This is a genomic window from Clostridium simiarum, assembly GCF_018919175.1.
In the GTDB taxonomy this organism is placed as follows: Bacteria; Bacillota; Clostridia; order Clostridiales; family Clostridiaceae; genus Clostridium_L; species Clostridium_L simiarum.
Window position 1 is genome coordinate 1,171,826 of record NZ_JAHLQL010000001.1, and the last position, 14,626, is coordinate 1,186,451.

The 14,626-nt window shown below is 28.8% G+C and carries 12 protein-coding genes; all 12 read right to left on the reverse strand.

Features of this window, described 5'->3' with window-relative positions; all coding sequences use genetic code 11:
- Positions 1-319: 319 nt before the first annotated feature.
- The gene (locus tag KQI89_RS17595) at positions 320-1,501 is read right to left on the reverse strand and encodes a GNAT family N-acetyltransferase (protein WP_246582956.1); all 1,182 of its coding nucleotides are present in this window, start codon (positions 1,499-1,501) and stop codon (positions 320-322) included.
- A 404-nt stretch (positions 1,502-1,905) separates the two neighbouring features.
- Entirely contained in the window at positions 1,906-2,733 is an 828-nt protein-coding gene (locus tag KQI89_RS05620; protein WP_216456247.1) for a GNAT family N-acetyltransferase, read from the reverse strand.
- Positions 2,734-2,957: 224 nt separating this feature from the next.
- On the reverse strand, positions 2,958-3,458 hold the full coding sequence (locus KQI89_RS05625) for a GNAT family N-acetyltransferase (protein ID WP_216456248.1): 501 nt from the start codon (positions 3,456-3,458) through the stop codon (positions 2,958-2,960).
- A gap of 689 nt (positions 3,459-4,147) precedes the next feature.
- Complete coding sequence (locus tag KQI89_RS05630) at positions 4,148-5,314, reverse strand: class I SAM-dependent methyltransferase (protein WP_216456249.1); 1,167 nt, start codon at positions 5,312-5,314, stop codon at positions 4,148-4,150.
- A gap of 265 nt (positions 5,315-5,579) precedes the next feature.
- The gene (locus KQI89_RS05635) at positions 5,580-6,263 is read right to left on the reverse strand and encodes a hypothetical protein (RefSeq protein ID WP_216456250.1); all 684 of its coding nucleotides are present in this window, start codon (positions 6,261-6,263) and stop codon (positions 5,580-5,582) included.
- Entirely contained in the window at positions 6,247-7,422 is a 1,176-nt protein-coding gene (locus KQI89_RS05640) for an ABC transporter permease (RefSeq protein WP_216456251.1), read from the reverse strand. Before KQI89_RS05640 ends, KQI89_RS05635 begins: the two co-directional genes overlap by 17 nt.
- Positions 7,423-7,425: 3 nt before the next feature.
- Entirely contained in the window at positions 7,426-8,289 is an 864-nt protein-coding gene (locus KQI89_RS05645) for an ABC transporter ATP-binding protein (protein ID WP_216456252.1), read from the reverse strand.
- Entirely contained in the window at positions 8,286-8,570 is a 285-nt protein-coding gene (locus tag KQI89_RS05650) for a hypothetical protein (RefSeq protein ID WP_216456253.1), read from the reverse strand. The genes KQI89_RS05645 and KQI89_RS05650 overlap by 4 nt, the downstream gene beginning before the upstream one ends.
- Positions 8,571-8,573: 3 nt before the next feature.
- Positions 8,574-9,101, reverse strand: a complete 528-nt coding sequence (locus tag KQI89_RS05655) for an RNA polymerase sigma factor (RefSeq protein WP_216456254.1) — start codon at positions 9,099-9,101, stop codon at positions 8,574-8,576.
- 269 nt (positions 9,102-9,370) lie between these two features.
- The gene (locus KQI89_RS05660; protein ID WP_216456255.1) at positions 9,371-11,203 is read right to left on the reverse strand and encodes an ABC transporter ATP-binding protein; all 1,833 of its coding nucleotides are present in this window, start codon (positions 11,201-11,203) and stop codon (positions 9,371-9,373) included.
- 15 nt (positions 11,204-11,218) lie between these two features.
- Positions 11,219-13,024 (reverse strand): ABC transporter ATP-binding protein, encoded by a 1,806-nt coding sequence (locus KQI89_RS05665; protein ID WP_216456256.1) that lies wholly within the window; start codon positions 13,022-13,024, stop codon positions 11,219-11,221.
- A 695-nt stretch (positions 13,025-13,719) separates the two neighbouring features.
- A complete protein-coding gene (locus KQI89_RS05670; RefSeq protein WP_216456257.1) occupies positions 13,720-14,619 on the reverse strand; it encodes a sensor histidine kinase in 900 nt (299 codons plus the stop codon).
- Between the last annotated feature and the right edge of the window lie 7 nt (positions 14,620-14,626).

Sequence of the window (14,626 nt, forward strand, 5' to 3'; positions counted from 1 at the left end):
TATCAAATATGTTCTGCAATGATTACCCCCTTAGTAGTTGTAGATATAAGAACCTCAATTAAATTAATTACTAATATTATAGCAAACAAATTATCATCATTTCAGTTAAATTAACTGACAATTCTCACAGTAATAAATACTACCTCCTAAATAATTTTCCTTTTTTATAATTCCACCACATGAAATGCACGTGGAGTCTACATTATTTTTACTCATCATAGTTTAATATCTAATTAATTTACCATTCCGCCTGTGTCACAACCATGGATGAAAATTAATATAATTGTTCATTGTCAACTGTCCATTGTTTATTTCCTAATTAATCCCACTGTCCTGGAAATCTTAATTTTTGTAGTTGTGGAAATTTTTTATTATATTCTTCCACTTCTTCCTTTGGGAGATTTTCAAAAACTTTCGATTCATAGAATTTTCCTTTTATGCCTTTCATACTATCTTCTGCTAATTCAATTCCCATAAATGCGTCAAAGTTTTTACCATCAGCAGTTGTAATATTAAAATTGTCGCATGTTTTAAATCCTATTCGAGGATAATAATCTGGTTCTCCAAAAATTACAATACCTTTATACCCTTTATTTTTAGCTAAGTTCATTGTTTCCCTTAATAACAGCTCACCAACTCCACATCCTTGCCATTTAGGCTCTACGCAAAGAGGTCCAAAGGTTATAATTTCATGTGTATCTGCACCATCAACAACTCGTGCCTTTGAATACATTATACATCCTATTACCTCTCCATCCTTTACTGCTATTCTGCTTAGCTCTGGAAGATAGTCTTTATCTTGACGTAATTTATGCACAAGGTAATGTTCGTCACATCCAAGATGATGTTTATTCCAAAATGCATGCTGTGTCATTAACTCTACATTGTACCAATCATCCTTTGTTTCCATTCTAACGTCTATTTCTTTATGATTTAATCTTCTCTTTTCTTCTGGAAACCATCCAAATTCTAACCTTACTTCTTTTCTTTGTAAATCATTGTTCTTGTAACAGCAAGTATCCATACCAATCAAGCTAAAGCCTTCATGCTGATAAAAATCTACTGCATTAACGTTACAAGATTGTGTTTCTAGTATAATAGCTCGACGACGTTCTCTTCTTGCTTGTTCCTTTGCCATTTCAATTAATGCATGACCTATTCCTTGCTTTTGATATTTTTCTGCTACCCAAAGTTCTGTAATTCTTAGGCGATTAGACCATAATTCTTGATCAGTTTCAATTGCAGCAACTAATTCATCATTAACTAACACTCCCCAAGCATAAGCATTCTCCCAGTGATCTTCATATAACTTATCTGGAAACTCATACTCTTCTGGTGTATGAGTTACTGGCTCTGTAAAATCTTTCTTTTCTATCTCAATAGTAAACCCTTTATCTATTTTATTTACACAAACATCATAATATTTATCTGTTTTATACTTTATTGGAATTATAGTTCCCTTCCATTTCTCTTTTGGTAAATGTATAATTTCATATTCCATAGTCTTTATCCTCTCTTTTTTATATTAGTTATTGTCTTAGCATGCTCTAGTTCTGCCACTATAGTTACCATACTCCCCTTAACAAATTACTATTTGTCTTACATTTAAACTATATATTAACATTACCCCATCTACTGTCAATTATAACATTTTTTTGTAGTTAACTTAATCTTTTCAGAATAGATTTTCACCATTTAAATTACACAACCTTGCTCAGCCGCACCGGTTCAGCGTATCATAAGTAACGGGGGCTTCTCCATATACAATATACTCATCAGAATTTTAAACTCAAATTTCTATTTTATTTTTTATAAGAATAGCTATATAAAGCTATTTTATCAATGCCCTATATAGCTATTCTTATAATTTATTATTTAGTAATAAATAGCTTCTTGTAATTTTGATTAAAGGGTTATCCCTGGAAACATTAAGTTTTTTTTCACTTCAATATAATTAAATGATTTATAAAGTTCTACTGCCCGTTTGTTTAATTGCCATACCTCAAGCTTTGTTTTATTCAATCCATTTGATATGAAATAATCAAACATATAATTTATTATAATTTTTGATAATCCTTTTCCTCGTTTTTCTGGTAAAACAAATATTGTTTCCACATAAGCAAAACCATCTTTTTCAAAAAAGGTGCATCCTCCCTGCAGATCGCCATCTATTAAAAAAGCTAGATTTTTAAAATGCTTTTGATTTTCTTGTTCTTTAAATACCTCCATATCTAATGGTGTTACAAAAATTTCATCATACATTGCTTTGTATTTCATAAAATCCTGTTCCGAGTTAATTTTCCAATCTACTACTTTTACTTTTTCAGGCAATATATATTCAAAACTTTTTGGAATGACAGCCTCCATTATAATACTGTAATCTTCCTTAAAACCATTTTTAGTATAAAAATCAAGAGTATTCTTATTATATTCAAATCCAGAGTATATTCTAGCTTTTAAGTCTGGTCTTTGCCTCCGAAGCTCTTTAGCTCTTAAAAGTACTTTATCAAATAGCTTTTTCCTAACTTCATCACTCAATGGCTTATCCATATTGTCACCAATATTTATACTTATAAAAATGAGATAAGGTGTTTCATATACTTGATGATAATTTATTGTTGGATATGTAAAGGCACTTCCTAAATAGTTTCCGTTATCACCGAAAGCCAAAAAAATATTTTCTTTGCTATTACCATGTTTATCTTCTTCTGAATTACATATTTCAATATTCATTAATTGCCCCCAAATTTACTTTCTTTTTACTGGAATCCACACTTCTCAGGTATACTTATCAATTTCTCATCATCCTAAAATACTTTTCCATACAAGGCCCTCCAACCGTAGACTATTTTCTAAACCATAGCCTGAAAATAACTTTAAAATATATGCTTACTCTTCTTAATGAATATTAAGAAGGGTAAGCATAAGTTAAGTTGCTGTAGATTATACTAATGTATTTATTTAATCCATATATTCTTTGTTATCTCTAAGTATGTCTCACCCTCTTCAAGGTATTTAGGTCTTTCTTTACTCACGAATCCGAGTTTCTCATAAAGTTTCCATGCCTTTTTATTTTGAGGATTAGGGTCAACATAACCCTTCGTTGCTAAGTTATTTTCAAATACTTGACTGATTGTATACCTTAGTGCATACTCTGCAATGCCTTTTCCCTGTGCGGCAGGAAGCAATTTTATATCAAGTGTTGCTAAATCGTGTTCCAAATCAATTGAGTAAAATGTCTCGCCACAATAGCCAACATTTTCAGCGTAAATACTAAAATGACGGCACATTTCATTTTGATTAACTCCATTTAACCACCCTTTTAATTTTTCCATAGTAACATTTAAACCATTTGGAAATCCAACATAAAACATTACCTCTCCATTATTCCATAGATTCATTACATTTAGTAGTTCATTCTCATCAGTCTCTTTTATTGATATTTTATCTGTATACATAATACCCCTCCAATTTTAAAAAGGGAGTAAACCGTGATATCCCCTATACTTTTCTTCAAGTTAACTCTTAATAAAATAATAAGCGTTAGTTAACATTAATACAATAGAATAAACAATTATAAATGTTTTTTCCTAAATGTTTTTTCAAATTTGTTACATTATAAATTACTATTGTATCCTTAGTCAGAATAATATGGTTTAATGTTCTTTCAACTTAAAATTTTCATATCAACTTTTTTCATTATGCATAATTATATTTTTATAACCTTTTGTGGACAATATTACAAAATACAAGGTTCCAATTTATTATATTTTAGGTGGGAATGACTGGCAAACACCATATGTTATTGCTGAAAAATACTTTAATAGAATTGATACCCCCTATAAAAAATTTTATTTAATACCTAATGCTGGACATATGACAATGTTAGATCAGGCTAACTTATTTTTTGACGCATTATTTGAAATTAATAATAAAGAGAAAGTGCATCAATAATTAGTAAATTTAATTTTAAATAAATATATGTTTATTTTATTTCTAATGTTTTTTGATTACTTTGTAACAAAGCCAATGATAGTTTTAATATCATTGGCTTCTTTATTAATATTTAAATTACTTTTATTTTGATTCTTTACATATACTTTTCGCTATATAATAAATTTTAAAAGATAGTTTTTAGAGGCTAATACTATTCAATTAAATTATCTTGTTTTAGCAGATTAAATAGCGTTGGATTAAAATTAAACTGTTTAATTAAATCTTTAACTTCATCTAAAGCTTTTTGCCTTTTATCATTAGATATATTAGCTTTCGATGCTCTAATTAATATATTTTTAGGTGAGTGTGATATATCTATAAATTCTAAAAGTTGAGTTTTATAGCCTAAATATTCTAGTAAATTAGCTCTAACAGAATCTGTCATAAGTGCTGCAACTCTTTCTTGTACTATTCCATACCTTGTCAATATAGATAATGATTCAGATTTCATTTGCTCATTAAACTCATGTTGACAACAAGGAACAGAAAAAATCATTTTACTATTCCACTTTATTGCGTTATATAAAGCATAATCCGTTGCTGTATCACAGGCATGTAGTGTAATTACCATATCAACTTTATTATTATATTTAAATCCATTTATATCCCCAACTTCAAAGTGTAAATTTTCATAATTATATAATTTAGCTATGTCATTACACTTTTTAATAACATCTTCTTTAAGATCTAATCCTATCATTTTTATATTGATTTTTTTAATCTCCATAAAATAATAATATAGTATAAAGGTTAAATAAGATTTCCCACATCCAAAATCTAAAATTGTAAGTTCCTTAAAATCATTTTTCTTAATCTCATCATCTATAATTTCTATAAACCTATTTATTTGCTTATACTTATCATATTTTGACTTAATTACCTTACCCTCTTTTGTAAAAATCCCTAAATCTATAAGAGGTTCTATAATCATTCCCTCTTTTAGAATATAATTTTTTTCTTTATTATGACTTGTATTTACAAGTTGTGTATTATCGCTCTTCTTTTTCCCTAAAAAAACTTTACCTTTTTTAGATATCTTCAAATCAAATGTATGTATATCAGACCAAGCAGAGACCTGTTTATAATTTTCCTCCAAACATTCTAATAGTTTTTCTTCTAAAATATCTACATCAATATTTTCATGAAAAACTTGTTTATCAGTATATTTTTCTATTTGATAATATTGTTTTTTATTATTATCTTTTAATACAAATGTTATTTTATTATATTTAATATCTTTATTCATCTTATTACTCAAAACCACTTTTATAATATCCTCTTGCATTATCTCATTAATTGCTTTTTTTAAATCATCCATTTCTTACACTCACCTTACTATTTATTTTTTCTATATGTGAATTACCACCGATACAGGCATCAGTGGCTTCGTGAGAGGCTAAAATATTAATAATATTTTAGTGCAGTATAAAAATTATAACATAAGCCAAGGATATATTTAATATCCTTGGCTTATGTTAAAGAAATATTAACGCTAACATCTTTTTATTTTATTAATACTAAAAGTCAAAGTTTCACTTAATTAGGCCAAAGCTTTAGAATGACTTATATTTCATGAGGAGAAATCAGCTTTTCTTTTTAACAATAAGCAAGTTAAATATCACCATAATCAATATAATAAATAATAATAGATACTTTCCTCTTACAAAGCTTCCCTTGGTTAAGCTAAAAAGATATAAATCTTTAGTATATTTACCCTTAGTTACGTACTCCATGAAATAATAACTAAAGGAAATCAAATATGCTGCAGAAATATTATCAATTAAATTTACTATAGTAATGCCAATCATACCTAGAAAAGTGGCAGATATCCATGTTCCAAAGGTAATTTCCCAAAACTCAAAACTACTTCCTTGAATTTTAGCTAATACCATTACACTGGCTATCATTAAAAACATTAAAATCATTACCATAATAATACGCCTTAAAATTGTTTTAGCATGGCTCGTTTTTCTACTATATATTACTTCCTTAATATTATGCTTATTTTCCATATTTACTAAATAGGGCATTAATATTATACCTATTATTGATATATACATCTCTCCAATTTTAGCTAAGGTTTTGTAATCTAGTAATTTAAGACTAGATACTGTTAATATTAATATAATAAACCCTATTGCAGCTAAAAGATTCAAATTTAGAATCAACTTAAAATTATACTTTAAAATACTTAAATATGCTGTTATTAAATCAAGTTTACTTTTATTATTATATCCCACTTTATCTATACTATTTAATGTGTTCACCTACAGCACCTCTTTTCTTTGACCATATAAGTGATGTAATTAAAATTAATACAACAGAAACTATCATATAAAATATCCTATTATTAGCTATGCTACTACTCCATTTAATATAATTTGAATAATCTCCAAAAGTGTTAAACCTAATAACAAATTTACTTAAAGAGTAATCTCCCCCTAAAGTTTTTATAGAATTAATCCATAGTATAAATTGCACAGGTATGGCTATTATTCCATTATTAAAAATAACTGAAATTAACATACCTAAAGCAATTGTAAAAAATATGGTTGGTGCTATCCACCAAAGGGTAAATTTATAAAATGCTAGTATACTAATATCATAATTATTAAACTTCCCTATGTTATAAAAAATTACAGTAGCATGAGTTGCAAAGAGAAGATATGGTATTAGTAAAGCTACACATAAAGCAGCATACTTAGACAATATATAAGTATATGAAGAAACACTTCTACTACAAATTAATTCTTGCATTTTGCTTCTTTTATCTTTCATAAGTATAAAGGCAGCTAAAAACACTGGAAAAAATCCGGCTGTAATTCCCATGTAATCTGAAAATTCTCTTGCAGCAGCATTAGTTACCTTGTCTTTTTCTAAAAGATCTTTATAATCCTTAACAGCATCTTCATAGGTTTTAGGTTCACTAAGTCCTATAAGCCTCTTTTTATCGCTATAATTTGTTGATCCACCTAACTTTTTATCTAAATCTCTCACAATATTTAAATACTCTTCATAAGATACCTTTATTAATCCTTCATCATTATTATTTAAGTATTCCTCTGGCGCTATTTTTTCCATGGCTTCCTTGAGATATTGTTTTTGATTATCATCTAGATTTACCTGTGTATTTAGTAATAATCTTTCCTTAAGTATATATCCTTCTTCATAATCTCTATATAAATTCATATAAACTTCTCTAATTTCTTTTTTAGGATCTGTTATATCCTTGTATCCGTACCCCTTGTATATTCCTGAACTCAGCTTTTCTTTTAGTTCACTTGGAGGTATAGGCTTAAAATCCTCTGTAGTCTTTGACGATGAAAATTGCGTAAAATAAAAAAGTCCAACAACTACTATAAAAATATATAAAGTAATATCCTTAAATATATATTTAAATTCCTTTTTAAGTAGATTCCAAAACATAAACTATACCTCCTTCATAAGCTTCATATAAGCATCTTCAATAGATGGTTTAACACTTTCCGCCTTATCAAAAGGTTTTTCTTCTGATATAAATCTTAGTTTTATTAAATCTCCTTCTGAAACTGTAGATATTATCTGATATTTATTTCTTACCCTATCAAGTTCATCCCTATTAATATTAGCTGTCCAAACATATCCTTCTGCCTTTTCTAAAAGACTCTTAACCTTACCTGTATATAGAAGTCTTCCTTCATTTAAAATAGCTAAATTCTCACAAGTAAACTCAACATCTTCTACTATGTGAGTAGATAAAATAACAATTCTATTTTCCGAAAAGTCTCTTAAAAGATTACGAAATCTTATTCTTTCCTCAGGGTCTAATCCTGCTGTTGGTTCATCTACGATTATGATCTTAGGATTATGAAGTATAGCTTGTGCAATACCTAGCCTTCTTTTCATTCCACCAGACAAAGCTTTAACCTTGGTATTAAGGTGATTTTCAAGGTTTACTTTTTCAAGTAAATATCCTATTCTTTCTTTTCTTAGGGCTTTATTTGTAATACCTGATAAAAGAGCTAAATAATCTAAAGCTTCATATACAGACATGGATTGATAAATAGAAAAATCTTGGGGCAAATACCCTATTATCTCTCTTACTTCCTTCTTATTAGTTATATCTATATTATCTATCTTTATATGTCCTTCACTTTTAGGTATTAAAGTGGTAAGTATTCTCATTAAAGTAGTTTTCCCTGCTCCATTAGGACCTAAAAGCCCAAACATTCCTTCTTCAATATTTAAATTAATACCCTTAAGCACTTCTTTGTTACCATAAAGCTTTTTTAAATTTTCTATTGTAATATTCATATTTCAATTCTCTCCTCTCTATTCTCATAAAAGCATGCCATTGAAAGTATAATTATAGATAAAAGCCATAGGACTCCAATATTGAACTTTGTAATTTCCATTACAAAACCAAGTAACATAGAAATTAGTATTGAAGTTATAAAAGACTTTATCCTCCTCTTTCTAAGTCTTCTACAGTTTTCCTTTACCAGCTCTTCTTCAGCTTTTAAATATTCTAAGTATCTTGCTTTTGACCAAATACCCTCTAAAAATTCCTTATCTTCTTTTGACATCTCCTTCAATACTTACCCCTCCTCTTTAATCAAAACTTTTAATCTCTGTCTTGCCCTATATATTAAGATTTTAATCTGCATTAAGTTCTTCCCCATAATTTTAGCTGCATCCTTATAGCTAAATTCTTGAAAATCTATTAAATAGATAATGGTTTTATAATCGTTATTTAATTCATTAATCTTTTCTTTAATCAGTGCCTGCTCTTCTTTTTGTAATACAATGTCCTCAGTTTCCTTTGGAAAAATACTTTCAGGAATTTTATTTAAAGTTATATCATGATTTTTTCTTATATAATCAATACTTTTGTTTCTTAATATTGTAAACAGATAAGTCTTAAAAGCGTATTTTTCATTATATCTTTCTTTATAAACATAAATATAAGTAAAACTATCCTGTGCAATATCTTCTGATATATGATAATCATGTACAAAGCTTTGACAAAAATTTATAGCATTTTCCCTATACTTAATAACAAGTCTTTCAAAGCTTTCTTTATCTCCAGCTTTAAAGTTTTTCATTAATATCAAGTCTTCCTCCACTATCTCCCCCCCTTGCCTTACGTAAAGTTCTTTAAGTTATAAACATAATATCTTTATATTTACTTTAGTTACTTTTTAAAAAAATACTTAAATCAAATTGCATACACTACTTATTCGTATGTACTTAGAAAAAGTTACACCTAAAATACTAAAATGAAACTCCTATTCACATATGTTCATAGGAGTAAGCTCATTTTTCCAAATATAAACTTTATAGGCTAACTTAATAAAGGGTATTCACCTTTTTTAAGTGAATACCCTTCTTATTTTTAGGAAACAACAGTCTTACTTTCCATTTCTTTTTCCTCAAGAAGTTGATTTGTATAAAGATTATAGTAATAACCTTTTTTCTTTATAAGCTCTCTGTGGGTTCCAGCTTCAGTAATTTTTCCTTTTCTTATAACAAGAATTTTATCTGCTGAAACTATAGTGGAAAGTCTGTGAGCTACTACAAAACTTGTTCTATTTGAAAGAACCTTTTCTATAGCATTTTGTATCATTCTTTCTGTTTCTGTATCTATAGAGGAAGTAGCTTCATCTAGAACAAAGAGAGCTGGATTTGCAACTATTGCTCTTGCAAAGGAAATAAGTTGTTTTTCTCCTGTAGAAAGGTTTCCTCCACCTTCTCCAACTTCTGAGTCATATCCTTTTTCCATTTTCATTATAAAGCTATGAGCATTTACAAGCTTTGCTGCTCTTTCAATTTCCTCATTTGTCGCCTCAAGTTTTCCATAGGTGATATTGTCTTTAACAGTTCCACTAAAAAGATGTGGACTCTGAAGCACATATCCTATATTGGACTGAAGCCATAATATTGATCTTTCTCTATAGTCTTTTCCATCAATTAATATTTCTCCACTTGTAGGTTCATAGAATCTACAAAGCAGGTTTACTATAGTGCTTTTTCCAGAGCCTGTTTCTCCAACAAGGGCTATGGTTTCACCTTGTTTTACCTTTAAATTAAAGTTTTCAAGAACTTTTTCTCCATTTTTATAAGCAAAACATACATTTTTGAATTCAATATCTCCATGAATTTTTTCCCAGTTTTCTTTTTTACCATGAAACAAGTCTCCATATTTTTTTATTACATCTTCCCTGTCCCATATATCTGGCTCAGTTTCTATAAGAGATATTATTCTTTCTGCTGATGCCTGCGCATTTTGCAGTTCTGCAAGAGTTCCTGCTAGCTGGCTTACAGGATCGAAAAACTGTATAGTATATGAGATAAACATTATAAAAGTACCATAGGATAAAGTTTCAGAAATAACACTTTTTCCTCCAAACCATAATGCAAAACCTGTTCCTATACTTCCCATGGACAAAACAATAGGAAGAAATAGGGCAGAGAACATAGCTGCTTTTACAGAGGAATTTCTCATTTTAGCTGCATCCTCTTTAAACTCTTTTAGATTTTCTTCTTCTCTAACAAGAGTTTTTGTAGTTTTAGCTCCAGATATTTCTTCACTAAAATCTGCTGTTAATTGAGAATTTAATTTTCTTACACTTCTATAGGACTTTAAAATTTTCTTTTGAAAATACATTCCTATAATAAATAGTGGAGGTACTACACTCATACTTATAAGGGTTAGCTTTACGTTGTTATAAAGCATTATTCCTATAAAAGCAATCATCATAGCTAGTGCCCATACCATATCTATTAATCCCCAAGATATGATTTCACTAAGCCTTGTCACATCTGAGGTCATTCTTGCCATAAGCCATCCTACTGAAGAATTATCGTAATAAGAAAAGGATAGCTGTTGAAGCCTTTTAAATCCAAGATTTCTTATATGATAAGCAAGATAGGTTTCAATTTTACCTGCTTGCATTATAAATAATTTTACATTTAGCGCTTGAAAAGCAATTACAGAAAAATAAATTATTGCAAATGTTTTAAGTCCTTCTGAACTTTTCTCTACAATAAAATTATCAATGGCATATCGAGTAAGTAGTGGCATTACAGCGTCCACCCCAGCTACTCCAACCATTAGAAAGGCTAAAAATATAAGTCCTTTTTTAAATTCTGAAAGATATTTAAAAAGTTTTCGCCAAATACCTATATCTATTTTTTCTGTTGCTTTATTTTCATCTATTCTAGCCATTAAACAATCCCCCTTTTACCCATTGCAAGCCTTCTTTTCTTCTTCGTCAAAGGTATCCAATGAATTTTGTATTTCCCATATTCTCTTATAGATACCCTCTTTGCCTATAAGCTGATTATGAGTACCTATACTTTCAATTTCCCCTTGATTTAAAACTATAATTTTATCTGCATCCATAACTGTTGAGATTCTATGAGAGATTATGAATGTAGTATTATCTGTACTTTTCTTTTTTAACTCTTCTCTAATTACCCTATCTGTTTCTGCATCTACTGCACTTAAGGAGTCGTCAAATATTAATATAGGCATATTTTTTATAAGTGTTCTTGCTATTGCAACCCTTTGCCTTTGTCCTCCAGATAGAGTAACTCCCTTTTCTCCAACTATGGTGTCATAACCCTTTTCAAAGGAAGTTATAACTTCATGTACTGCTGCTGCAGTAGCTGCACTTTCAATTTCTCTATCATTAGAGTCTAATTTAGCTATCATAATGTTTTCTTTTATAGTTCTTGAGTAAAGGAAAGGTTCTTGAAGTACTATTCCTATATTGTTTCTTATCCATTTTCTTTCAATATCCTTAAGTTCTATACCATCTATCTTTATAGAACCACTGTTATAGTCATAAAGTCTTAATAAAAGATGAACTAGAGAAGATTTACCTGATCCAGTAGGTCCAACTATTGCTATAGTTTCACCTTTTTTCACATTAAAGCTCAAATTATTAAGAACATTACTATCCTTTTCATATTCAAAGCTTACATTTTCAAAAGTTATTTCTCCTTTAATATCAGGCTTTAAAGCTTTACCATGTTCCTGTTCTACTGGTATTTCAAGAATATTTGTAATTCTTCCAAGAGAAACAGTCATCTTTCCCATGTCTGAAAGAATTCTTCCAAGCTGTCTTACAGGCCACAATAACATTCCCTCGTAAGTGTTAAATACAACTAAAGTACCAAGGCTTATCTCACCTTTATTGGCATAATATATACCTGCAATTAAAACTAAACCAATTTGAGTCATACAAAGCAAGTCTGATATTGACCAATAATTAGAAAGTAGTTTAATTAACTTGAAATTTAAATCCCTATATTTACCATTTTGTTTTTCATATTTTTCAATTTCAAAAGTCTGTCTTCCAAAAGCTTTTACTACCCTAACACCATTTAAATTTTCTTGAAGTACGGAAGTTAGAGCCCCCTCTTGTGTGTCAGCCTTTTCAAAATTATGCTTAATCTTTTTAAAGAACACATAAGAGAATACGAATATAAATGGTACTACTACCATAGCAATCAGTGTCATTTTTTTGTTTAGTGATAGCATCATTATAACGGCAAAAGTCACTATAAAGATTGCTCTTCCTATATCTACAAGTTGCACTGCAAAGAACCTTCTAACTGTATCCACATCTGATGTACAACGTTGTATTAAATCACCAGATTCTGAATTTACATGATATGAGTATGGTAAGTTCTGAATGTGATCATAAAGCCTTACTCTTATATTCCTTGCAATGTTTTCAGCAGCCTTAGATGAAAGCTTTCCTCTTAAAAACAAGAAAATACCTCTTATGCTGGTTAATGCTACAAGGATCAAAGAGCATATCCATAAGTTTCTTGCAAGTACCCCTTTTCCACCTACAAATTCTATCAGTCTTTCAATAAATGGTGGCGCACTTAAAGGACTGTTCCCAATAATAGAATCTATTGTTGTTTTTATAATCATGGGTTCTAACATTGCTAAAAATGTTGACATTGCTATAGAAAGTATTGCTGCAGTATATAATAATCTATTTCCTTTAATTAACTTTAAAAGTTTCTTCAAAATAATCCCCCCTATATTGTGCTAGTGAAATTTCCTTAACTCAGGTGTAAAAAGTAGAATCCCAGCCTTTAATTTTTTCTTTAACATAATTTTTAATCACATTTACCACTCCTTTTATATTTTTATAAAATAAAAAACCGAAGAATATGATATTCTACGGCTCTATACGCATAAACTGGTTCTTAACTTAAGATGAAGTTTAGTTAACAAAACTACTTTCTTCTAAGCTAAGAATTTTAAATCTTATCCAAAGACTCAGTATCTGCATACAAAGTATGGAGTACTTCTGATCTACAGATATTGACTAAGGATAAAGTTTTTAACAGTATATATCTTTTTTTACATATATACCCTTAAAAATTCGTATAAAAAAGCCATAGGTACACAACCTATGGCTTATACACATTAATAAAAAAACAAAATTAAAAATGTATTCCAAGATCGTGCATGTATAATCTATTAAATTGTACTGAAAGATCAATATTGCCTAGTGGAAATCTTTTATTCCTTAACATGTTCACGACCTCCTTCTTCTAATTTATAGTACTTATTTACTACATAACCATTATATACCGTAACTTTATAAAATGCAACAAAAATTTCAGATTATTTTAAAAATATAAATTACCTTAATATTAACTCATATAAAAAAGATATAACCCAAAAGTTATATTTTAATACTTCTATGGTTATATCTATATTTTCCATTTTATTATTATACTAAGTTTATCTTCTAATAGTTCTGCAAAGATTTCATGACCCATTTGCTCGACTAGTTGCTTAGTTATAGCAAGTCCAAGCCCAGTACTTTTTCCACTTCTAGTTCGATCTCTTGTAAAAAAGCGTTGGAATAAATGCTTTACATCATCTTCACTTAAATAAGATGCATCATTTGTAAAGGTCATGATTATATGATCCTCTTCCTCTTTTAAAAATATGGCTATAAAATTTTCACCATATTTAAGCATGTTTTGTATCAAATTTGAAATTATGCGCCTAACTGCACTTTCATCAGCAATAACTAAAGAAACTTTTTCATCTATATTGACAATAGGCTCTATCCCTTTACTTAAAAAATCATTATAAAATGAAGCCATCATATCACATATTATATTATATAAATTTAGTGATTTAAGTTCCAATCTATACTCTTTTCCCTCAAGTCTTGATAAATCATAAAAGCTGCATATCAAATTTTGGAGTGATTTTGTTCTCCTTTTTATTATATCAATATATTGCTTCTTTTCATCTTGAGACAAGCTATCATCTTCCATAAGCTGAATATATCCCATTATTGATGTAAGAGGGGTTCGTAAATCATGAGATACATTTGAAATAGCTTGCTTAAGTTCCAAGTCTATCTTCTTATATTCAACTTCTGTTTTCTGCTTTGCCTCTAAAGCTTTATTTATTTCTAAAGTCAGATCCTTTGTTCTTTTATTTGATGATAAAAGTAATATTTTTGAGTTAGTTTTAACTGTATTACTTTTCCTCAATTGATCAGTTATGCTCTGAATCTCTTTACATAATAAAATATAAAGGGTGGCAAATATACCTGATATAATTATAAGAAAAATAATAATTAACTCTTGCATTAATTGT